Annotated in this window: 18 protein-coding genes and 1 pseudogene; 9 read left to right on the top strand and 10 right to left on the bottom strand. The window is 61.8% G+C overall.

Annotated elements, in window-relative coordinates:
• Positions 1 to 148 precede the first annotated feature (148 nt).
• Positions 149 to 532 (bottom strand): nuclear transport factor 2 family protein, encoded by a 384-nt coding sequence (locus JDW18_RS16065; protein WP_218240392.1) that lies wholly within the window; start codon positions 530 to 532, stop codon positions 149 to 151.
• A gap of 273 nt (positions 533 to 805) precedes the next feature.
• On the opposite strand from JDW18_RS16065, the gene JDW18_RS16060 reads away from it, so the two are divergent.
• The 5 genes from JDW18_RS16060 to JDW18_RS16040 are packed head-to-tail and all read left to right on the top strand — an operon-like array spanning position 806 to position 11,105.
• Positions 806 to 2,596 (top strand): MdtA/MuxA family multidrug efflux RND transporter periplasmic adaptor subunit, encoded by a 1,791-nt coding sequence (locus JDW18_RS16060; RefSeq protein ID WP_484793083.1) that lies wholly within the window; start codon positions 806 to 808, stop codon positions 2,594 to 2,596.
• Between the two features lie 23 nt (positions 2,597 to 2,619).
• Complete coding sequence (locus tag JDW18_RS16055) at positions 2,620 to 5,811, top strand: MdtB/MuxB family multidrug efflux RND transporter permease subunit (RefSeq protein ID WP_218240390.1); 3,192 nt, start codon at positions 2,620 to 2,622, stop codon at positions 5,809 to 5,811.
• Complete coding sequence (locus JDW18_RS16050) at positions 5,808 to 8,990, top strand: efflux RND transporter permease subunit (RefSeq protein WP_218240389.1); 3,183 nt, start codon at positions 5,808 to 5,810, stop codon at positions 8,988 to 8,990. The genes JDW18_RS16055 and JDW18_RS16050 overlap by 4 nt, the downstream gene beginning before the upstream one ends.
• 7 nt (positions 8,991 to 8,997) lie before the next feature.
• Positions 8,998 to 10,581, top strand: a complete 1,584-nt coding sequence (locus JDW18_RS16045) for an efflux transporter outer membrane subunit (protein ID WP_218240388.1) — start codon at positions 8,998 to 9,000, stop codon at positions 10,579 to 10,581.
• Positions 10,578 to 11,105, top strand: a complete 528-nt coding sequence (locus JDW18_RS16040; protein WP_218240387.1) for a hypothetical protein — start codon at positions 10,578 to 10,580, stop codon at positions 11,103 to 11,105. The genes JDW18_RS16045 and JDW18_RS16040 overlap by 4 nt, the downstream gene beginning before the upstream one ends.
• 31 nt (positions 11,106 to 11,136) lie before the next feature.
• On the opposite strand, the gene JDW18_RS16035 is transcribed toward JDW18_RS16040, so the two are convergent.
• Complete coding sequence (locus tag JDW18_RS16035; RefSeq protein WP_218240386.1) at positions 11,137 to 11,502, bottom strand: hypothetical protein; 366 nt, start codon at positions 11,500 to 11,502, stop codon at positions 11,137 to 11,139.
• 115 nt (positions 11,503 to 11,617) lie between these two features.
• Between JDW18_RS16035 and JDW18_RS16030 the strand changes: the two genes are divergently transcribed.
• Positions 11,618 to 12,277, top strand: a complete 660-nt coding sequence (locus tag JDW18_RS16030; protein WP_218240385.1) for an ABC transporter ATP-binding protein — start codon at positions 11,618 to 11,620, stop codon at positions 12,275 to 12,277.
• Positions 12,278 to 12,294: 17 nt separating this feature from the next.
• Here JDW18_RS16030 and JDW18_RS16025 read toward each other — a convergent pair whose 3' ends face one another.
• The 5 genes from JDW18_RS16025 to JDW18_RS16005 all read right to left on the bottom strand — a co-directional run bounded on the left by JDW18_RS16025 (position 12,295) and on the right by JDW18_RS16005 (position 15,405).
• Positions 12,295 to 13,122 carry a LytR/AlgR family response regulator transcription factor gene (locus tag JDW18_RS16025; RefSeq protein WP_218240384.1) on the bottom strand — a complete coding sequence of 276 codons (828 nt, stop codon included), beginning with the start codon at positions 13,120 to 13,122 and terminating at the stop codon, positions 12,295 to 12,297.
• Positions 13,119 to 14,189 (bottom strand): sensor histidine kinase, encoded by a 1,071-nt coding sequence (locus JDW18_RS16020; RefSeq protein ID WP_246609991.1) that lies wholly within the window; start codon positions 14,187 to 14,189, stop codon positions 13,119 to 13,121. The genes JDW18_RS16025 and JDW18_RS16020 overlap by 4 nt, the downstream gene beginning before the upstream one ends.
• Positions 14,190 to 14,222: 33 nt before the next feature.
• The gene (locus JDW18_RS16015; RefSeq protein ID WP_218240382.1) at positions 14,223 to 14,513 is read right to left on the bottom strand and encodes a 2TM domain-containing protein; all 291 of its coding nucleotides are present in this window, start codon (positions 14,511 to 14,513) and stop codon (positions 14,223 to 14,225) included.
• 25 nt (positions 14,514 to 14,538) lie between these two features.
• Entirely contained in the window at positions 14,539 to 14,943 is a 405-nt protein-coding gene (locus JDW18_RS16010; RefSeq protein WP_218240381.1) for a DUF2306 domain-containing protein, read from the bottom strand.
• A 183-nt stretch (positions 14,944 to 15,126) separates the two neighbouring features.
• Positions 15,127 to 15,405: a PsiF family protein gene (locus JDW18_RS16005; RefSeq protein ID WP_218240380.1), complete on the bottom strand. Its 279-nt coding sequence runs from the start codon at positions 15,403 to 15,405 to the stop codon at positions 15,127 to 15,129.
• 204 nt (positions 15,406 to 15,609) lie between these two features.
• On the opposite strand from JDW18_RS16005, the gene JDW18_RS16000 reads away from it, so the two are divergent.
• Positions 15,610 to 16,434, top strand: coding sequence for an undecaprenyl-diphosphate phosphatase (locus tag JDW18_RS16000; protein ID WP_218240379.1), 825 nt, complete (start codon positions 15,610 to 15,612; stop codon positions 16,432 to 16,434).
• 136 nt (positions 16,435 to 16,570) lie between these two features.
• On the opposite strand, the gene JDW18_RS15995 is transcribed toward JDW18_RS16000, so the two are convergent.
• On the bottom strand, positions 16,571 to 17,437 hold the full coding sequence (locus tag JDW18_RS15995; RefSeq protein ID WP_218240378.1) for an alpha/beta fold hydrolase: 867 nt from the start codon (positions 17,435 to 17,437) through the stop codon (positions 16,571 to 16,573).
• Positions 17,438 to 17,449: 12 nt separating this feature from the next.
• Positions 17,450 to 18,433, bottom strand: a complete 984-nt coding sequence (locus JDW18_RS15990; protein WP_218240377.1) for a proteasome-type protease — start codon at positions 18,431 to 18,433, stop codon at positions 17,450 to 17,452.
• Between the two features lie 1,180 nt (positions 18,434 to 19,613).
• Here JDW18_RS15990 and JDW18_RS22860 point away from each other — a divergent pair.
• Positions 19,614 to 19,793: pseudogene (locus tag JDW18_RS22860) on the top strand (hypothetical protein); the annotation flags it as partial.
• On the opposite strand, the gene JDW18_RS22665 reads toward JDW18_RS22860, so the two are convergent.
• Complete coding sequence (locus JDW18_RS22665; protein ID WP_246609987.1) at positions 19,790 to 20,515, bottom strand: hypothetical protein; 726 nt, start codon at positions 20,513 to 20,515, stop codon at positions 19,790 to 19,792. The pseudogene JDW18_RS22860 and the gene JDW18_RS22665 overlap by 4 nt on opposite strands.
• On the opposite strand from JDW18_RS22665, the gene JDW18_RS22660 reads away from it, so the two are divergent.
• Positions 20,508 to 21,638 (top strand): YadA family autotransporter adhesin, encoded by a 1,131-nt coding sequence (locus JDW18_RS22660; protein ID WP_246609985.1) that lies wholly within the window; start codon positions 20,508 to 20,510, stop codon positions 21,636 to 21,638. The two genes, JDW18_RS22665 and JDW18_RS22660, sit on opposite strands and share 8 nt — an antisense overlap.
• Positions 21,639 to 21,665: the final 27 nt, after the last annotated feature.

Raw genomic sequence — 21,665 nt, 5'->3', positions numbered from 1 at the left:
TTGCTGGCGAGTGCGTTTTGCCTGCCGCAAGGCCTGCTGAACCCGCCCATGTGCTCTGACTGCTGGTTGGATGGATGAGGGGCAACAAAAAAGCCACCGGCTCTTGAAGCGGTGGCTTTGGGGACTTTTTGGGGCTGAGTGCTGAGTTTTACTGCGGCTGGGCGTGGAAGGCCTTGTTGGCAATCTTCCAGCCTTGCTCGGTCTTGAGCAGCACAAAGTAGTCGGTGAACGTCACAGCACCGTGGTAGAGCGTGACCTTGGCCATGGCGGCTGTGCCCACGATGTCCAGCGAGTCGATCACGCGGCGGCGCGTGGCTTCGTCGGCAGCGGGCTGGTTCTTGAAGCGCTGGCAGTAGAAGTCCACATCCCACGATGTCAGCGGGCCTTCGCGCACGGATTCCAGGCGCGCTGTGGGCATGAAGGCAGCGCGCATATGGTCTGCATTGTCTTCGGCGTGGCCGCGCATATACAGCTCCAGCGGGGCGCGCACTGCGGCTTCTTCGGGGTGGTTGGTCAGGCGTTCGGTGGTCATCAGTAATCTCCTTGGAATCGGGGCATGACCGAGGTGGCTCGGGCAGCTTCAACAGGCAAGCATGAGGCCTGATGGCGCCAGCATTGGTGCGATGAAAGTCAGCACTGTTTACGGTCTGATTCAGCGAAGCAGGCAGGTAAACCCAAGGTAAAGCGGGGGTAAATGCTGGCAAAGGCGGCTCTGCCTGACTTCGGGCTCAATTGCAAATAGATACCATTAGCGTCTATTCAGGCTTGAATTTCCTGCGCTCACACCATGTCCAGCACTACTTCTTTGACCCCCAAATCCCTTTTTCTACAGCAGGGCAAGGCCCGCCCCGTCATTCTGGCCAGCGTCGTTCTCGCGCTAGCCGCAGGTGGTGGTGGGTACTGGTGGTACACAAAGAAACAGGGTGAAGCCCTGGGTACATCTGCGGAAGCTGCTCCTAAATCAGGATCTGGCAGCGCGCGTGGTGGGCGCGGCGGCCGCATGGGCCCCGGTGGCGCCGGCGGCATGGGGCAGGCCCAGCCCGTGTCGGTGGGCGTGGTGGAGCAGCGCGATATGCGCGTGCTGCTCAGCGCCATTGGCACCATGAATGCGCGCGCCACGGCGGTTGTGCGGGCCAAGGTTTCGGGCGAACTGCTCAAGCTGCACTTCAAGGAAGGCGATGAGGTCAAGGCCGGGCAGTTGCTGGCCGAGATTGACCCACGCAGCCTGGCAGCGGCGCTGGCGCAGGTGCAAGGCTCTCTGGCCCGCGATCAGGCCCAGCTCAAGAATGCGCAGCTGGACTTGAAGCGCTACAAGGATTTGCTGGCGCAGGACTCCATTGCCCGCCAGCAGCTGGATACGCAGGAAGCGCTGGTGCGCCAGCTGCAGGGCACGGTGGCCGCCGATCAGGGGCAGGTGGATGCGGCCAAGCTGCAGCTGAGCTACACCCGGATCACGGCCCCCATCTCGGGGCGACTGGGTCTGCGTCAGGCCGATCTGGGCAATGTGGTCAACCCTTCGGACACCAACGGACTGGTCACCATCACCCAGGTGCGACCAATTGATGCGGTGTTCTCCATCCCAGAAGCCCATGTCAGCACGCTGGCAGAGCAACTGCGTGCAGGCAAGGTCATGCCGGTAGAGCTGTGGGACCGGGAGCAAAAGCAGGTTCTGGCCAAAGGCCAGCTCAACGCGCTGGACAACACCATCGATACCACCACCGGCACGGTCAAGGCCAAGGCTGCTTTTGACAACGCGGATGGCAGGCTGTTCGTCAACCAGTTTGTGAACGTGAAGCTGCAGGTGCGCCAGCTCGATCAGGCGCTGGCCGTGCCTGCGAACGCGGTGCAGAACAATTTTGTGTACCTGGTCAAGGCTGACGGCACCGTCACGCAGCGCAAGATCTCCGTGGGGGTGACCGATGGCGACTACGTCAGCGTGCGTGGTGAGCTGGAGCCGGGCGACAAGGTGGTGACGGACGGCATCGACCGCCTGCGTGAAGGCGCCAAGGTGACCGTGATTGATTCGGACAAGGTCAAGAAGGTCGATCAGGCGGTGCAGGATGCCGCCAGCCAGCCACGCGGCATGATGCGCAACCTCACGCCTGAGCAGCGCGAGAAGGTGTCCAAGATGACGCCGGAAGAGCGCAAGGAATTCTTCCAGAAGCTGCGTGCTGAGCGTGGCGCTGCGGGTGGTGCTGCGGGTGGTGCTGCAGGTGGCGCTGGTGGCCCGCAGGGGCGTGGTGGCGATCAGCCTCGCGCACCAGAGGCTCAAGGAAATGGACCGGTCAGTGCGTCGGGCAGCGCAAATGGCAGTGCATCGAAGGATGCAGCGGCCAAGACGCAAGACGGCAAGCCCGCTGCATCGTCAGAGCAAAAGCCCCAGGCCGGTGCGGAGCGTGCGGAAGGACGCGGTGAAGGCCGAGGCGAAGGTAGGGGAGAGGGCAGAGGTGAAGGCCGGGGAGAGCGCCCGCAGCTGACGCCCGAGCAGCGCGAAAAGCTTGAAGCGATGTCGCCCGAAGAGCGCCGCGCCTTCTTCCAGAAGCTGCGTGCTGAGCGTGAAGCCCGTGGCGAGGCCGCGCCCGCAGCGGGCCGCTGAGCAACCATTCGCCTGCGGCCACCATGAATATCTCGCGCCTTTTCATTCTTCGGCCCATCGCCACCAGCTTGCTGATGGTGGCGGTGCTGATCTCGGGCCTTCTGGCCTACCGCCTGCTGCCCATCTCGGCCCTGCCCGAGGTGGACTACCCCACCATTCAGGTCGCCACGCTGTATCCGGGCGCCAGCCCTGATGTGATGACCTCCAACGTCACGGCCCCGCTGGAGCGGCAATTCGGTCAGATGCCGGGGCTGGACCAGATGTCGTCCACCAGCTCGGGTGGTGCCTCGGTCATCAGCCTGCGCTTTGCACTCGATATGTCCATGGATGTGGCTGAGCAGCAGGTGCAGGCCGCCATCAACGCAGGCACCAATCTGCTGCCCAGCGACTTGCCCATGCCGCCGCTGTACAGCAAGGTCAACCCGGCGGATGCGCCGGTGCTGACGCTGGCCATCAGCTCGCCCTCGCTGCCCGTTATCAAGATCAATGATCTGGTGGAAAACCGCCTGGCGCCCAAGCTCTCGCAGGTCAAGGGCGTGGGTCTGGTGGCTATTGCCGGTGCCCGCCGCCCCGCGGTGCGGATTCAGGCCAACCCTGCAGCGCTGGCCAGCTTTGGCATGACGCTCGATGATGTGCGCAGCGCCATCTCGGCGGCCAACGTCAAGTCGGCCAAGGGCAGCTTTGACGGCCCCAACCGCGCCTCCACCATCGATGCCAACGACCAGATGCAGTCGGCGGCCGAGTACCGCAACCTCATCATCGCGTTCAAGAACGGTAACCCCGTGCGCCTGTCTGATGTGGCGCAGACCGTGGATGACGCCGAAAACACCCGTCTGGCTGCCTGGTCGGGCACGCCCGATACCGGCTCCAAATCGGCGGTGATTCTCAACATCCGCCGTCAGCCCGGTGCGAATGTGATTGACACGGTCGATGCCATCAAGACCTTGCTGCCCCAGCTCAAGGAAACCTTGCCCGCATCGATTGATGTGCAGGTGCTGACCGACCGCACGGTCACGATTCGCGAGTCCGTCAAGGACATGCAGTTTGAACTGGGGCTGGCCATCGCTCTGGTGGTGATGGTGATTTTCCTGTTCCTGCGCAGTGCCTCGGCCACGCTGATTCCCAGTGTGGCGGTGCCGCTGTCCCTGATTGGAACCTTCGGCATCATGTATCTGGCCGGGTATTCCATCAACAACCTGACCTTGATGGCGCTGACCATTTCCACCGGCTTTGTGGTGGACGATGCCATCGTGATGATCGAGAACATCGCCCGCTATGTCGAAAAGGGCGAGACCCCCATGCAGGCCGCGCTCAAGGGTGCCAAGCAGATTGGTTTCACCATCATCTCGCTGACCATCTCGCTGGTAGCGGTGCTGATTCCGCTGCTCTTCATGGGCGATGTGGTGGGGCGGCTGTTCCACGAATTCGCTATCACCATGACAGTGGCGATTCTGATCTCGGCCGTGGTTTCGCTCACGCTTACGCCCATGCTGTGCGCGCGTTTGCTGCGCCACCAGCCCGAAGGCGGGCAGGCTGAAAAATCCACCGGCATTGGTGCGGCCGTGGCCCGTTTCTTCGACAAGGTGATTGCCGAATACGGCCGCATGCTGACCTGGGTGCTGGATCACAGCAAGCTGACATGGCTGGTGTTCATCGCCACGCTGGTGGTGACGGTGCTGCTGTACTTTGTGGTGCCCAAGGGCTTTTTCCCTGAGCAGGATACGGGCACGATTGCCGCCACCACCGAGGCGGATCAGTCCATCTCGTTTGCCGCCATGGCTGAGCGCCAGCAGGCGCTGGCCGAGCAATTGCTCAAAGACCCGGCGGTGGCTTCGATTTCGTCGTTTATCGGCGTGGATGGCACCAACACCACGCTGAATACAGGCCGTATTCAGATCGATCTCAAGCCCCACGGTCAGCGCGATGCGCTCAAGGTGGTGCTCAAGCGCCTGGCCGAAGACTCACAGCAGGTGCCCGGCATTCGCCTTTATGCGCAGCCCGTGCAGGACTTGACGATTGAAGACCGTCAGGCCCGCACGCAGTATCAGCTGCTGCTGTCTTCACCCGACATGACGCAGCTGAGCGCCAGCACCAAGACGCTGGTGGAGCGACTGCAGCAACTGCCCCAGTTGCTGGATGTGAGCAGTGATCTGCAGAACCAGGGCCGCCAGGCCTATGTGCAGATTGACCGTGCACAGGCCAGCCGTCTCGGTGTGACGGTGTCCTCGGTGGATTCGGCGCTGTACAACGCATTTGGTCAGCGGCTGATCTCCACCATCTTCACGCAGTCCAACCAGTACCGCGTGGTGCTGGAGGTGGCTCCGCAGTTCAAGGTGGGCCCGGAGGCGCTGCAAACCATTTACGCCGCTTCCAGCAACGGTGCGCCCGTGCCGCTGTCGTCGATAGCGACGATCAGCGAACGCCCCATGGCGCTGGCCGTCAACCATGTGGGGCAACTGCCGGCTGCCACCATCTCCTTCAACACTGCGCAGGGTGTATCGCTGGGCCATGCCGTAGAGGCAGCAAAGCAGGTCATTCAGACGCTGCGTGACGAAGGGCAGATTCCGCTGTCGGTCGATTCGCAGTTCCAGGGCGCGGCGCTGGCTTTCCAGGCGTCGCTGTCCAACACGCTGCTGCTGGTGCTGGCCGCCATCATCACCATGTACATCGTGCTGGGCGTGCTGTATGAAAGCACGATTCACCCGATCACGATTCTCTCCACGCTGCCATCGGCAGGGGTGGGCGCGCTGCTGGCCTTGCTGGTGGCGGGGCTGGATCTGGACATCATTGCCATCATCGGCATCATCTTGCTGATTGGCATCGTCAAGAAGAACGCCATCATGATGATCGACTTCGCGCTGGACGCCCAGCGCGAGGAAGGCATGAATGCGCGTGACGCCATTTATCAGGCCTGCTTGCTGCGCTTTCGCCCCATCATCATGACCACGCTGGCCGCCTTGCTCAGCGCCCTGCCCATGATGCTGGGCAGCGGCGTAGGCAGTGAGCTGCGCCATCCGCTGGGTGTGACGCTGGTGGGCGGTCTGCTGCTGAGCCAGTTGCTGACGCTGTTCACCACGCCAGTGATCTATCTCACCTTTGAGACCTGGGCCGAGCGCTGGCGCGTCAAGCGGGGCCTGCCTGCGGTCAAGCACCTGCCCCATTCCGAAGATGAAGTGATGGGCGATCAGCCCGGCCAGGCAAGGGTGGAACCATGAGCATTTCCACGCCCTTCATCTTCCGCCCCATCGCCACCATGCTGCTGACCATTGGCATGGCACTGGTGGGCGGCATGGCGTACTTTCTGCTGCCGGTGGCGCCCCTGCCGCAGGTGGATTACCCCACCATCTCCGTCACCGCCAGCTTGCCTGGCGCGGCGCCAGACACCATGGCAGCCACGGTGGCCACGCCGCTGGAGCGCGCTTTGGGCGCGATTGCGGGCGTCAATGAAATGACGTCCAGCTCCAGCATGGGCAGCACGCGCATCACGCTGCAGTTCGACCTGACCCGCACGGTGGATAGCGCGGCGCACGATGTGCAGGCCGCCATCAATGCGGCCCGCACGCTGCTGCCATCGGGCATGCCGGGCAACCCGACCTATCGCAAGGTCAACCCGGCCGATGCGCCTATCTTGATGCTGGCGCTGACCTCGGATTCGCTCACCCGCGGCCAGATGTATGACGCGGCATCCACGGTGCTGGCGCAGAAGCTGGCCCAGGTGGAAGGCGTGGGGCAGGCCACCATCAACGGCGGCGCACTGCCTGCTGTGCGGGTGGAGCTGGACCCGGTGCGCCTGGCATCCAACGGCGTTTCGCTCGATTCGGTGCGCACGGCCATCAGTGCGACCAATGCCAACCGCCCGCTGGGCGCGGTGGAGCGTGAAGACCACTACTGGCAGGTTGCCACCAACGACCAGGCCCGCACCGCCGCTGAATATGCGCCGCTGGTGCTGCGCTGGAACAACGGCAATGCAGTGCGCCTGTCTGATGTGGCCGATGTCACGGATTCCGTGCAGGACATACGCAACTACGGCGTGATGAATGGCAAGCCTGCGGTGCTGCTGCAGGTCTTCAAGCAGCCTAATGCCAATATTCTGCAGGCCGTGGACAAGGTGCGCGCCATGCTGCCGCAGCTCAGGGCGTCAATTTCCCCTGCCATTGATCTGACGGTGATTTCTGACCGCACGCCCACGTTGCGTGCCTCGGTCAAGGAAGTGCAGAACGCGCTCATCATCTCGGTGGCACTGGTCATCATGGTGGTGTTCATGTTCCTGCGCCGCGCCCGCGCCACGCTGATTCCTGCCGTGGCGGTGCCCGCGTCGCTGATGGGGACCTTCGGCGTCATGTACCTGTGCGGCTACACGCTGGACAACCTCTCGCTGATGGCGCTGACGGTGGCCGCGGGCTTTGTGGTGGATGATGCCATCGTGGTGCTGGAAAACGTGATGCGCCACATGGAAAAAGGCAAATCCGCCATGCAGGCAGCCATTGAAGGGGCGCGTGAAATTGGCTTTACCGTGGTGTCGATGAGCTTGTCGCTGATCGCGGTGTTCGTGCCCATTCTGTTCATGGCCGGCATTGTGGGCCGCTTCTTTCGCGAGTTCGCGGTGGTCATGTCGGCGGCCATTCTGGTGTCCATGGTCATTTCGCTGACCACTACGCCCATGATGTGCGCGGCCCTGCTGCGCACGCCTGAAGAGGAAGCGCGCCTGCGTGCCGAGCGCTCCAAACGGCCTTTTGCGCGCCGCTGGGATGCCTTCTGGCTGCGCCTCTCGCAAGCCATGGATCGCTTTGAAAAAGGCCTGACCGCGCTGTACCGCAGAACACTGGCCTGGGGCCTGCGTCATCAGCCCCTGGTGCTGCTCAGTCTGGCGGCGGTCATTGGTCTGAACGTTTACCTCTACACGGCAATTGAAAAAGGCTTTATGCCCAGCGAGGACACAGGCCGCGTCATGGGCTTTATCCGTGCCGACCAGTCCACATCCTTTCAGGCTATGGAGCGGCGTATCAAACGCTTTCTTGATGTGGTGCAGCAAGACCCGGCAGTGGAATATGTGACCGGTTTCACCGGCGGTGGTCAGGCCAATTCGGCCAATATGTTCATGTCGCTCAAGCCCATGGCAGAGCGCAAGGTATCCAGCGACGAAGTCATCAACCGCCTGCGTGAAAAGCTCAAGGACGAGCCCGGAGCGCGCCTGTTCATGATGACCCAGACCGATGTGCGTATTGGCGGGCGCCAGAGCATGTCCTCCTATCAGTACACGCTGCAGGCCGACGATACGGCCGAGCTGCGCCTGTGGGAGCCGCGCATTCGTCAGGTGCTCTCGACCTTGCCAGAGCTGACCGATGTGAACAGCGATGTGCAGGACAACGGCATGCAGACCAGTCTGGTCATTGACCGCGACCAGGCTGCACGGCTGGGGCTGACGGTCTCGCAGATCGACAACACCTTGAACGATGCGTTTGGTCAGCGTCAGGTGGGCGTGATCTACAACCCGCTCAACCAGTACCGTGTGGTGATGACGGCATCGTCCGACTATCTGCAGAGCCCGGAATCCCTGCGCGGCTTTTTCTTCGTCAACAGCAGCGGCCAGCAGATACCGCTGACAGCCTTTGCCAAGATCACGACATCGACCACGCCGCTGTCGGTGCAACACCAGAGCGGCACGCCGGCCAGCACCGTGAGCTACAACCTCGCACCCAATGTGTCGCTGTCGCAGGCCAATGATGCGATTCGCAATGCCATGACCGAGCTGGGCGTGCCCGTGTCCATTCGCGGCAGTTTCAGCGGCTCGGCGGGCGCTTTCCAGCAGATGCTGGCAGGGCAGCCGCTCCTGATTTTGGCGGCCATCATCACCATCTATCTGGTGCTGGGCATTCTTTATGAAAACCTGGTGCACCCGCTGACGATTCTGTCCACGCTGCCATCGGCAGGCGTGGGGGCGCTGCTGGCGCTGATGCTGTTCAAGACCGAGTTTTCGCTGATCGCCTTCATCGGTGTGATCTTGCTGATTGGACTGGTCAAGAAGAACGCCATCATGATGATCGACTTCGCACTGGCGCGTGAAAAAGGCGGCCATGTCACGGCAGCTCAGGCCATTTACCGTGCCTGCAGCCTGCGTCTGCGCCCGATTTTGATGACCACCATGGCCGCGCTGTTTGGTGCGCTGCCGCTGGCCCTGGGGCGCAGTGACGGGGCCGAGCTGCGCCAGCCGCTGGGCATTGCGATTGTGGGTGGCCTGCTGCTCAGCCAGTTGCTCACCCTCTACACCACGCCAGTGATCTATGTGCTGCTGGACCGTGCCCGCCTTCGCGTGCTGCGGGGCTGGGCGGCGCGGCCTGCGTGGCTGCGCGGGCGCAACAGCGCGGCCGACGCCCCGGCCCTTGCCACCAAGTGAGAAGAATATGCAAGCATTGTTTTTGAATGAAAAAGGCATACAGCCCAATATGGATAAGCGCAAGCAGCTCACTTTTAAGAAGCATTCTTCCCTGAGCTGGCCGCGCCTGTTGCCCGTGGCTGCGGTGGTGCTGCTGTCTGCCTGCTCGCTGCAACCCGCCTACAAAGTGCCAGCTCTGGATGTTCCTGCCCAGTTCAAGGAAGCCACGCCGCAGGCGGCCGCGTTTGGTGTCTGGCAGCCTGCGCAAACGGGTGCAGCCAGTCAGGCTGCGGCGGTGCCCGAACAGTGGTGGACGGTTTATGGCGACGCCACGCTCAACCAGCTGCAGGATGAAGCCGCAGTCGGCAACCTCAGCGTTGTTCAGGCGGTGGCGCGTGTGCGATCGGCACAGGCCGCCGTGGCCAGCAGCCGTGCAGCGCAACTGCCCACCTTGAGCACGACGGGCAGCGGCACGCGTGCGCTGACCGGTGGCGGCACCTACAGCAACACCAATGGGGAGAACGTGGCGCGCAGCGGCAGCATCAACAACAACTTCTCGATGGGCCTGAGTGCCAGTTGGGAAGTGGATCTGTGGGGCAAGCTGTCGGGCGCGGTAGATGCCAACAAGGCTACGGCGCAGGCCACCAGTGATGATCTGGCCGCAGCGCGCCTGTCGGCCCAGGCATCGGTGGCGCAGACTTATTTCTCGCTGCGTGCAGCCGAGGCACAGATGCAGTTTCTGCAGGAAACCTTGAGCAACTACGAGCAAAGCCTCAAGCTCACGCAAAACCGCTATCAGGCAGGCGTGGCCTCATCGGCCGATGTGGCACAGGCCCAGTCTCAGTACAAAAGCACGCAGGCCAGCCTGATTGAGGCGCAGACCACGCGTGCCCAGTACGAGCATGCGCTGGCGGCCCTGCTGGGCAAGGCCCCTGCGGTATTCAGCCTGCCGGTGACGGGCCATCTGCCCAGGCCGCCTGTGGTGCCTGAAATGCTGGCCTCCACCTTGCTGGAGCAGCGCCCCGACATCGCCGCGGCAGAGCGCCGCGTGGCAGCCGCCAACGCGCAGATTGGTGTGGCGCGAGCGGCATACTTCCCGTCGCTTACGCTGTCGGCCAGCGGTGGCTATCGCAACACGGTGCTGGCAGATCTGTTCAACGCCCCCAATCTCTTCTGGTCGCTGGGCCCCTCGCTGGCGATGAGTCTGTTTGATGGCGGCGCACGCAGCGCGGCGGTTGAATCGGCCCGCGCATCGCTGGATCTGGCCGGCGCCACCTACAAGCAGACCGTGATTACGGCGCTGCAGGAAGTGGAAGACAACCTGGTGGCCGCCAGCAATCTGGCCCAGGAGCAGCAGGTGCAGATAGAGGCGCTGGCCGCTGCGCAAAAGTCACTGACCGTGGCCAATAACCAGTACAAGGCGGGCATCGTGGCCTATCTGAATGTGCTGACGGCTCAGACCACGGTCATCAGTGCGCAGAACAGCCTGATCAATGTGCAAAACCGCCGCCTGACGGCAGTGAACACCTTGCTCAAGAATGTGGCTGGGCGCTGGAAGACGGAGCCAGGTGCTGGCTCCACGACTGCGCCTGCCGCAGATAACGCGTTGTGACAAAGCCTGCGGAGAGTTTCTCCAGCGAGCACCAATGGCCCGTGGATAAGGCGGCGCTGGCCGTCTTTCTGGATTCATTGGGCCACTGCGGTGAGGTGGTTTCCCTCTTCATCAAGCCCAGGCCAGCGGTCAGCGTCAGCGGCTCGCAGGAGCAGCGCCTGCAGGAATTTTTGCAGCGTGCAGGGGCGCTGGCCGAGCAGACCCTCATGGGGCCGGTGGATGCGGATGATGTGCAGTACGCCATGCTGAACCGCCTGGAGTTTGAGGGCTCACTGGTCGGCGTGCTGCGCGGCGGTGGCTGTCATGGCTCCAACCGTCATCTGTCGCTGGCCGAGTTGCGCAAGCAGGTGGCCGAGATGCTGGAGGCCGTGTTCCCTGAGCCATTTTCGGCGCTCTGGGTTTATCGCTTTGACCGCATGGACTGGTGCGAGTGGATGCGGGCCGCAACCGATTGCGCAGGCTATCTGGCCTGGCAGCCGGAGCGTGATCTGTGGTGGTTGCTGTGCGTGTGCGATGAGGATTAAAAACGGCTCAGTTGAAGCTGCTTAGCGGCTCTTAGTCATTCAGCCCGAACGCATCGCGCAGTGCATCACCAAACTGGGCCGAGCCCGACAGCGACAGACTGACCGTGGTGTAGCCCGTGGCACAGGCCTGCAGTGTCCATTGGCCGCTGGCTTTGTCCAAGTGCACGGGCAATTGCTGGCCGTCATCATCTTGTGACTGCAGGTCATAGTCCCAGTCCATGCCTTCTTCGACGGCGCCCTGGCGGCCCGCAAACTGGCGCTGCGCCCATTGCAGCAGACGGGAAATCTCGGCGGCCAGTGCTGGCACGCGCTCAGCCTTGACGCTAGCCATGGCATCCCAGGTGCCTGTGCCTTCTTCGTCTTCGCTGTAATCAAATTCGAGATATTCCAGAGTCATGGCATATTGCCTGCTGTTGAGAGGGTCGCCATTTTGCCTGTGGTGCAGGGCAAGCTGTGGTGTGAGGGTATCCAGAAAATGGGCTTAGGCTTATACAAATAAAGCGGATGTAGCTATGAATTCTGAACTTGATGAAGGCTGTGTTTCCCCCTGCATGGTGCAGGTCATTCAGGTCAGTTTCGGCTATCCGGGGCGGCTGGTGGCCGATCAGGTATCGCATCGCTGGCATGCGGGGCTGTGTCTGCTGCAGGGCGATGAAGGCACGGGCAAAAGCAGCTGGCTCAAGCTGCTGGCCGGCAATCTGTCAGCCCGTGCCGGGGTGCTGCACTACAACTTTGCGCCTTGCGCTGCGCTCAGCGCGCAGTTGCTGTTCTGGCAAGATCCGCGCCAGCCCTTGAGCGATTTTCTGAGCCGCATGCCCGCATCAGACTGGGTGGCGCTGCAGCGCACGATTTATCCGCATTGGTCTCAGCCTGACTTTGAGCAGCATGTGCAGGGTTTCGGGCTGGAGCCGCATCTGCACAAGCCATTGCTGGCCCTGTCCTCAGGCTCGCAGCGCAAGCTGTGGATGGCGGCAGGCTGGGCCAGCGGTGCGCCGCTGGTGCTGATGGATGAGCCGCTGGCGGCGCTGGATAAGCCGTCCGAGCAGTATGTGCAGCAGGCGCTGGCAGCCATGGCGGCAGATCTGAAAAGCCCCGCTCATCCCCGCTGCGTCATCGTGGCGCACTGGGATGCCATGCAGGGCGTGGCCTGGGATGATGTGATGGTTCTGTAGCCGGCTCACATGCTGGTTCACATCGCCCTGAAGCGGGTAGCGTAGAGGCGGCTGACAGCCAGTTTTTCGGGGCGATTGCGCAGTTGCAGCCACAGCCGGGCGGCGTCATCGCGCTGCACGCTGGCAATGGCGTCGGCACGTACCACAGTGCCGCGGTGGATCTGCCAGAACTGCCGGGCATCGAGCTGCGGCAGCAAATCCTTGAGCGGGGTGCGAATCAGATATTCCTGGCTGGCGGTCATCACGCGCAGGTATTTGTCTGCCGCTTCGAGATAGAGGATGTCCTGCACCCGCACCATATGGATCTGGCTGCCAACGCTGGCCTGAATGATTTGCAGCGGTGCGGCCTGAGTCGTCTGCAACTGCTGCTGCAGCGCAAGCAACTGCGCCAGCTGGGTCTGCAGGCTATGGGCGGTATCTGCTGCGCTGATGGGCGCATGGCCGTCTTGCTGGCGCTGGCCCCACCAGTTTTGCAGCCGCCGCACGGTTTGCTGCAGGCGCGGGCCTTGAACCGGCTTGAGCACATAGTCAATGGCACAGGCTTCAAAGGCGGCCAGCGCGTACTGGTCGTAGGCGGTAACAAAAACAATGGCGGGCAGTGGCAGTTGATCGGGCCAGCTGTCGGCAATCTCGGCAGCGGCCTCCAGCCCGCTCTGGCCGGGCATGCGGATATCGAGAAACAGGACATCGGGCTGCAGCGCAAGGGCCTGGCTTGCCGCGCCGATTCCATCTGCCGCGACGCACTGAATCTGCAGTGCAGGCCATTGCTGCGCCAGCATCTGCTGCAGGGCCTGGGCCAGCAGTGGCTCGTCTTCGGCAATCAGGGCGCGTGGGGAACTGGTCATGGCGTAGTATTCAAGGGAAATGTGATGGAAGCCTTCGTACCACCTGCGCTATCAGCTATCAAATTGAAAGTGGCAGTGTCTCCATAACGGTTGCTCAGGCGCTCGCGCACTTGTTCCAGACCAAAGCTGCTGGAGCTTGCCGAAAGTGGCTTGGCGCCGGAAAGCCCCTGGCCATTGTCTGTGACTGTCAGCAGCATTTGCGGGCCTTGCAGCAGGCTTGCCGCTATCTGGATATGGCCGCCTTCCAGTCTGGGCTCCAGCCCGTGGCGAATGCTGTTTTCCACCAGTGGCTGCAGCAGCAGCGGCGGAACAGGGGTCTGGGCCAACTCAGGGGGCAGGTGCAGCGCATAGCTCAGCCGCTTGCCCATGCGTATCTGCATCAGCGCCAGATAATCGGTCAGCAGTGCAAATTCTGCTTCCAGGCTGTGCGTGCCACTGCGTGAGCCGCTGAGGGTGGCGCGCAGGTAGTCAATCAGATGGTCCAGCATCTGCTCGGCGCGTTGTGCGTCGATGGAGATCAGTGCGCGCAAGTTGGCCAGCGTGTTGAACAGCATATGCGGCTCAAGCTGGGCCTGTAGCAGCTTGAGATGGGCCTCGGCTGCCTGGCGCTGCGACTGCTCAGCCTGCATTTGCAGATAGCGGGCCTTGCCCGCCAGATAGAACACGGTGGACATGGCCGTGCTGGTCACCAGCGTGATGAGCATGGGGAACAGTAGCGCTGGCGCCTTGGCATCAGTTTGCTCCGGGTACATCTGTGACTGGTAACTGTGGCCGATCACACTGCCCAGGCCAAAACCAGCCAGTACGCCCACAATCACCAGTAGCACGCCGCGCCAGCCAAGAGGCCAGGGGATTTGGTCGCTTTGCCGAAACCGCTTGCCGCCCAGCTCGATGATGAGCCAGGCAGGCAGGCCGATCGCCACGGAGTAGACCAGATTCACATCCCAGCTGCCTTGCCCCATTTGGGTCAGCAGCAAGGTGATGAACAGACACACGCCCAGCACGGTCGCGCCGTGTCGCAGCAGTTCAATGGCTGGCGAGCGTGCGGGGCGGGGCTTAAAAAACATGGAATGCATACTAGGTGAGACAAGGCGTAGCGGCTAGCTCGGTGTGTCGGCTTTTTGCAGTGTCTTCATCTCGCGCTCCACCATGCGCTGCCACAGGGGTGTGCCAGAGGAAGTCAGCCAGACGGCCAGCCCGTGCATGAGCAGGCCCACGCCCCAGCCCAGCGCGGGGAAGATGGCCCAATGGCGCCCCTGACTGAAGGACAGCGCCATCAGCCCCAGGTTGACGCAAAGATAGACGCTGGCGTGCAGATACCAGCCCAGCTTCTTACCCGCGCGGCGGCGGGCCTGTTGTTCGAGGGTGAGGGTGCTTGCGTCACAGTACATGCTGCTCTCCTTGAGGGTGAATGATTCAGACCAGTTGCTTCCAGAGCAGATCACCGAGCAGACGCCCGGGAACCAGCGTAAACAGACCCGCGCTCACACAGGCGCCGAAATAGAGCTTGCGCATGATGCGGCGGTGCTGATCTATGCGCTTATGGCTCAGATGCCAGAAGGCACCGAATAAGCCGACCAGCGTCAGCGGGATCAGCAGGTGAACCAGCGTGAAGCCAGCTAGGTTGAGTCGCTTGAAATCTCGAATGAACAGGGCTGAAACGGCAGTGCACACCATCAGCAGCACAAAGGCATAGCCCGCAATGCGATGCAGCACAGGCCGCGCGGCGCCGCTGCGGCGTGCCCAGAGTGCAACCGGGCCAATTGCAGTGGCGCCAATGGCGCAGCTCATGTGAAAGGCGATCAGCGGTGTCAGTGGCATGGTGCAGCTCCTGCGATTCAGGGGGTGTCTGCACTGTGCGGCTGACAGGCGTCAGAAGCCAGTGCCATGCGATGAATGGCAGAAAGCGCGGTGTGAGATGCGCTGCGTTTGCGTGAACGGCTCATGAAAAACGCCGCAGCCTTTGCAGGTCTGCGGCGTTTGCTCAGAGGCAATAAAGCGCGATCAGTCCTTCTTCAGGCAGTCGCTCATAAAAGCCTTGCGCTCGTCACCCTTCTTGCCGGTCGCGTCCACATTGCAGGACTTCATGCGTTCCTGCTGGCGCTTGCGGCCGTCGGACAGGCAGGACTTCATGAAATCCTTGCGCTCGTCACCTTTCATGCCGGTGGCTTCGGTATTGCAGGTGCCCATCAGCTGCTGCTGGGCGGTTTTGGGCTTGTCGCCTGCGGCCATGCTCATGCTGCAAGCCAGGGAGACAACAGCCAGGACAAGGAATTTTTTCATGATGGTGTGATGTTTTTTGAGAACGCCGACAGCCGGCGCACCGCAATTGCAGCACAGCTGGACGGCTTTGCCTATGTCAGCACCTCAGAGCTTGTAAAAGTTTGCGATTGCGCCAGTGCAAGACCGTGCTGTGGCCACAGTGGAAATGGCTGAGAGGATAATGCTCAGCTTTGCTTCTAACCCTGCATCCAAAGGAAGAATCGCGTGGATACTTTATTGCTGCTCAAGGCCGCCATCATGGGCATTGTGGAAGGACTGACCGAGTTCCTGCCCATTTCTTCTACGGGTCACCTGATTCTGGCGGGCTCTTTGATGGGTTTTGTCGGCGGCAAGGCCAAGGTGTTCGAGATCGCCATTCAGACCGGTGCCATCTTTGCCGTGATGCTGGTGTACTGGCAGAAGATTCGCTCCACGCTGGTCGAGCTGCCCAGCAGCCGCGAAGCGCAGAAGTTTGCGCTCAATGTGCTGGTGGGCTTTTTGCCTGCTGCAGTGCTGGCGCTGCTGGTGGGCAAGATGGTGCAGGAGCATCTGTTTACCCCGGTGATTGTGGCCACGACCTTCATCGTGGGCGGCTTCATCATTTTGTGGGCTGAAAAGCGCCCCGCATCGGCCACACGCGTGCATTCGGTGGACGATATGACGCCAGTGGACGCCATCAAGGTGGGTCTGGTGCAGTGCTTTGCGCTGGTGCCGGGCATGAGCCGCAGTGGCTCCACCATCATCGGCGGCATGCTGATGGGGTTGTCGCGCAAGGCGGCGACCGACTTCTCTTTCTTCCTGGGCATGCCCACGCTGATTGGTGCGGGTGTCTACAGCATGTACAAGGAGCGCGCCTCGCTGAGCATGGCGGATGCGCCGCTGTTTCTGGTGGGCCTGGTGTTCTCCTTCATCAGCGCCTGGCTGTGCGTGCGCTGGCTGCTGCGCTTTATCTCCACCAACAGCTTTGTGCCCTTTGCCTGGTACCGCATCGTCTTCGGCATCATCGTGCTGGTGACGGCCTATACCGGCATGGTGGATTGGCACCATTAAGCCGTTTTCAGCGGCCCCAAAAAAAGCCACTTGCGTCACTGCAAGTGGCTTTTTTCATAGCTGCCAGCGCTTGTTAAATCAAGACTTCAAGTCAGTTTGAGGTGGATGTCCAATCCTATCAAGCGCTACAAGCTATTTATTTAGGAGCGATTTGCGGGGCTGATTGCAGAATGCTCTGCTCCATATTCAGCAGCGATGCCTCGATGGCCGCCGCCGTGGCCTCGGGGCGCTCCATGGGAAAAAGATGACCGCCGTCCAGCATCATGATGCGGCCCTTGGTCATGCGCTGCGTCATCTCCATGCCCACCTGGCGCATCTCGACCGAGGAACGTCCGCCGATAAAAGACACGGGGCAGCGCAGCGGGCTGCGGCGCAGCTGGTGGTTCAGATTGCTGGGCAGGGTGTTGTAGATAGCGGTTTCCACTTCCCGCTTGAATAGCAGGCTGCGCTTGCCCTGATGATCTTCCAGGCCATGCTCCACATAGTCCTGCAGCACCTGCGGGTGCCATTGGGCAAAAGCCTTCTTGCCGCGAAAGTACTCCAGCGCCTCTTCATTGCTGGCCCAGGTGTTGCGGCGGCGCTGGCTGATCTTGCCCGGTGACACCGAGGCGACGATGGGCGTGCGTTTGGCCAGGTCCACCGCATTGGCCTTCCAGCCGCCCAGCAGGGGCGAATCAATCAGCAGCACGCCACGGGCCAGGTCAGGGCGCTTGGTGGCGGCCTGAAAGCTCAGAATGCCGCCCAGCGAGTGCCCGACCAGATAGATAGGCTGGCCGTGCCGCTGCACCTGCTGCTCGGCATGTTCGATCAGCTCATCGACCAGATGTGGCCAATGGTTGGTGACCGGGCGGGCCGGGTCATGCCCGAAGCGCTCAACACCACTGGCTGAAATGCCGCGCTGGCGCAGCAGCGAAAACAGCAGCCGGTAGGTACCCAGCGGAAAGCTGTTGGCATGCGCGAACACAATCGGCAAGGTGTTTTCACGGACTGGAGTGGCGGGCATGCGGCAGTCCGCTCAGAGGTTGGACAGCGAGGCCTGCTTTTGCAGGCGGGCCTGTTCCTCGGCCGACTGCAGGCGCTGATATTCATGCGCTGCACTCAGGCCAGCCTGAGGCGGAACAATGGGCTGGCGCAGCGCAGCAGGCGGAATATTGCCTGCGCCTGACAGCCCGGCAGACTGCGCTTTGGCTGGTGCCCCCACCTTGGCCAGCGGATGGGCACGCGGGCTGTGCACGCGGATAGGTGTCTGGGTCTGGCCACCGTCCCAGGCGGGGTCGTCAATGCTGTCAAATACATGGCGCAGGCGTTCGCCCCAGCTGTCATGCAACATGCGCAGATAGGGGTTGTCGGCATCCAGGCAGACAATTCTGTCGGTGGCAAAACGGTTGTTTTCGTAAACGATCAGATCCAGCGGCAGGCCCACCGACAGGTTGGACTTGAGCGTGCTGTCCATTGACACCAGCGCGCATTTGGCGGCCTCGTCCAGCGGTGTCTCGGAGGTGATGACACGGTCCAGCACCGGCTTGCCGTACTTGGATTCACCAATCTGGAAATAAGGCGTTTCGCTGGTTGCCTCAATGAAGTTGCCAGCTGAATAGACCTGAAACAGGCGCATGCCTTCGCCCTGAATCTGGCCGCCAAAAATCATGGAGACATTGAAGTCCACGCCCGCACGCTGCAGGGCTGCGGCCTCGCGGTCATACACATGGCGTACAGCGGCGCCCAGCACGCGGGCAGCGTCGAACATGCTGCGCACATTCCAGATGGTCAGCCGCTCGTCGGTAGCTGGGTCATGCAGCTGAAAGCTTTCCAGCAACTCACGCACAGACTGGGTGATGGCCAGATTGCCAGCCGACTGCAGCACCATGAAGCGCTCGCCAGGCTGTTCGTAAAGCATGACCTTGCGAAACGTGCTGATCTGGTCCAGGCCCGCATTGGTGCGGGAGTCCGACAGAAACACAAGGCCAGCGTTGATCTTGAGAGCGACGCAATAGGTCATGGGAGAGCGGTAGTCAGTTGCGCCACAACGGCGCTATCACAAGAGATAACAGTTGAAAGCACCACCCAGAGGCGACGCCAGCAAAAACTCGGAAATTATAGGTTCGCAGCGAAGTAACGGCTTCTGAGTCGTGGAATCGCGGTTTTTTCCTTAAATGTCAAAAATTACCAGTTTTCAGTGATTGGCGACTCTGATGTCGATTCCTAGCATCGGTAGCTATCAAGAGTGGACGGTTCCTTGCTACAGCACTTGCATGAGTTTTTGTGCGGTGCAGTAGTTACCTCCCTCTTTCAATAGCAAGGAGTATTTCATGAGTCGCAGTCCCAAAGCCTTCCTCAGTGCCTGGCGGCATCACCATCAAACCCAACTGTGCCCACCCCCACGCTATACCCCGCGTCTGCTGTGCGCGGCCATTGTTGCCACCGCGGGGTTGGCGCTGTTTCCGCTGGCACCAGTGCAAGCGCAACTGCAGAGTGGGCAAGGGGGGCAAGGTGGGAATGGCTCAGGCGCGAACCCAGGAGGGCAGGGAGGAAGTGAGGGCACAAGCGGAGCCAGTAATGCAGGAGGAGTGGGGGGTGCCGCAGGAAGTGGAGGGACAGGTGGGCCCAGCTTATTTCAAGGGGCTTCGCCGGGAGGCGGCGGTGGCGGCTCTATTGCAGTGGGAGGTGCTACCGCCATAGGGGCGGGTGGCATAGGTGGCACAAACTTCGATTCATCAGGGCGCTATGGCGGCGGCGGTGGCGGTGGCGGTGGTGCCAATGCTGCGACAGGTGGTGCGCTGGCACTTGGCGGTGGCGGAGGTGGTGGTGCCGGCGGACTCGCGGCCCTGTATGCAGGGGGGGGCAACGGTGGCAATGGCGGCAACGGAGCCCTTGCTAATGCGGCAGGGGCAACCGCCATAGGCAGCGGAGGCCAGGGGGGCTTTGGGGGGAATGGACTTGTAGGTGGAGGTGTCGGCGGGCAGGGCGGGAGTGGAGCGATTGCCAGTGGCATTGGCAGCACAGCCATTGGTGGCGGTGCTAATGGAAGTGATGGGACATATGATCCTAATAATTATGGAGGAACGAATGGCCAGGCCGGCGGAAATGGCGCAGTTGCCAGCGGCAACTACACCACGGCGATTGGCGGCAGCAATGCCAGCATGAACGCTGCGCAGGCCACTGCAGAAAATGCCACGGCGCTGGGCAATGGCGCGCAGGCCACCGCGGCCAATTCCGTGGCGCTGGGCCAGGGGTCGGTGGCCAACGTGAGCAACTCCGTTTCCGTCGGCGGAAATGGTGTAAACCGTGTCATCACCAATATGGCTGTGGGCAGTCTTGTCAGTGGCAGTACGGATGGCGTGACCGGTGGGCAGGTTTACGACTTGAACGTTAGCCTGTCGACTGCGATTGCAGGCACAAACAGTTCTCTGTCGTCACTGTCCACGACGGTAGATACGCATGCCAGCAGCTTGTCTACGGGGATTGCCGGGGCCAATAGCGCAGTGGCATCGCTGTCCACCGGCACGGCGGCGAGTGTGGGCAGTTTGTCTACGGGGATTGCGGGAGCCAACAGCTCGATTACGTCACTCTCCACCAGCGTGGGGGGGCAGATCTCTGGGCTGTCCACCAGCACTGCCGCCAGCCTTGGCAGTTTGTCGACAGGGATTGCAAGCACAAACAGCTCTCTGTCGTCACTGTCCACAACGGTAGATGCCCATGCCAGTAGCTTGTCGACGGGGGTTGCGGGGGCGAACAGCTCGATTACGTCACTCTCCACCAGCGTGGGGGGGCAAATCTCTGGGCTGTCCACCAGCACTGCCGCCAGCGTTGGCAGTTTGTCGACAGGGATTGCAGGCGCAAACAGTTCTCTGTCGTCATTGTCCACAACGGTAGATGCCCATGCCAGTAGCTTGTCGACGGGGGTTGCGGGGGCCAATAGCGCAGTGGCATCGCTGTCCACCGGCACGGCGGCGAGTGTGGGGAGTTTGTCGAAGGGGATTGCGGGGGCGAACAGCTCGATTACGTCGCTCTCCACCAGCGTGGGGGGCCAAATCTCGGGGCTGTCCACCAGCACTGCCGCCAGCGTTGGCAGTTTGTCCACCGGTATTGCCGGTGCTCAAAGTGCCATTTCTTCCCTGTCTACCAGCACCGCAGGGCAGGTTGCCGGACTGTCCACCAGCATGGCTGCCAATGTGGGTAGCTTGTCGACGGGGGTTGCAGGGGCCCAAAGTTCAATCTCTTCGCTATCCACCAGCACAGCGGCCAGTGTAGGGAGCCTGTCTACGGGAATTTCCACGGCGCAGGCCACGGCCAATAATTCTGCGCAATACGCCAATGGCGGCAGAACGTTGAATCTGAATGCGAATGCTGGCGCAGGTACCACTATCAGCAACGTCGCTGCAGGGCAGGCCAGCACCGATGCGGTGAATGTGGGGCAGATGCAGCAAAGCAGTCAGGCGGCCCTGGGCAGTGCGAATAACTTCACCAGCCAGCAAGTCATGGCGCTGCAGACCATGATGAACCAGGCGTTTGCCAATGGGCTGTGCAGCTTCAGCAATGGCAATGTGAGTTGCGGCCCGAATGCGACAGCTCAGGGCAGCGGTGCCACCGCCATAGGCCAAGGCTCCAAAGCCGTTGGCGACGCAACGACGGCGCTGGGGGCAGGGGCTGAAGCACATTACGCGGGGTCTGTGGCCATTGGTGCGGGGGCGAAGGCGCTGGCCGACCCCACCACGGCGGTGGGTAATAACGCGATTGCACAAGGCAATAACAGCGTGGCGCTTGGAGCGAATACGCTGGCCAGTGGTGATAACTCGGTAGCGCTGGGGCAGGGGTCTACCGCAGATCGGGCCAATAGCGTTTCGGTGGGTAATGGCAGCACGGGGCTGAGCCGCCAGATTACCAATGTGGCACCGGGTACTGCAGCGACTGATGCGGTGAACGTGGGTCAGATGCAGGGGGCGGTGGCAGCAGCCAGCCAAGAGGCAAGAAACTATGCCAGCAAGGGGATTGCAGCATCGCTGGCCATTCCCGGTATGCCCGCATTGGCGCCTGGCAAGAATTGGGTGGGCGCCGCCGTGGGTACCTATGGCGGGCAGTCTGCATTGGGTGTGGCCTGGGGTTATCAGGTCAACGCCAATGTGAATCTGGGACTGGGTGTGGCGACATCCAGTGGCAGTGGCTCCCGCCCAGCAGCGCGCGCGCAGATGGGCTATTCCTGGTGACAGACCTGACCGGCGCGGGCCGATGGG

The sequence above is a fragment of the Comamonas fluminis genome (assembly GCF_019186805.1).
Classification (GTDB): Bacteria; Pseudomonadota; Gammaproteobacteria; order Burkholderiales; family Burkholderiaceae_C; genus Comamonas; species Comamonas fluminis.
The sequence above is the reverse complement of the archived record's forward strand: the minus strand, read 5'-3'. Positions and strand labels throughout refer to the sequence as shown.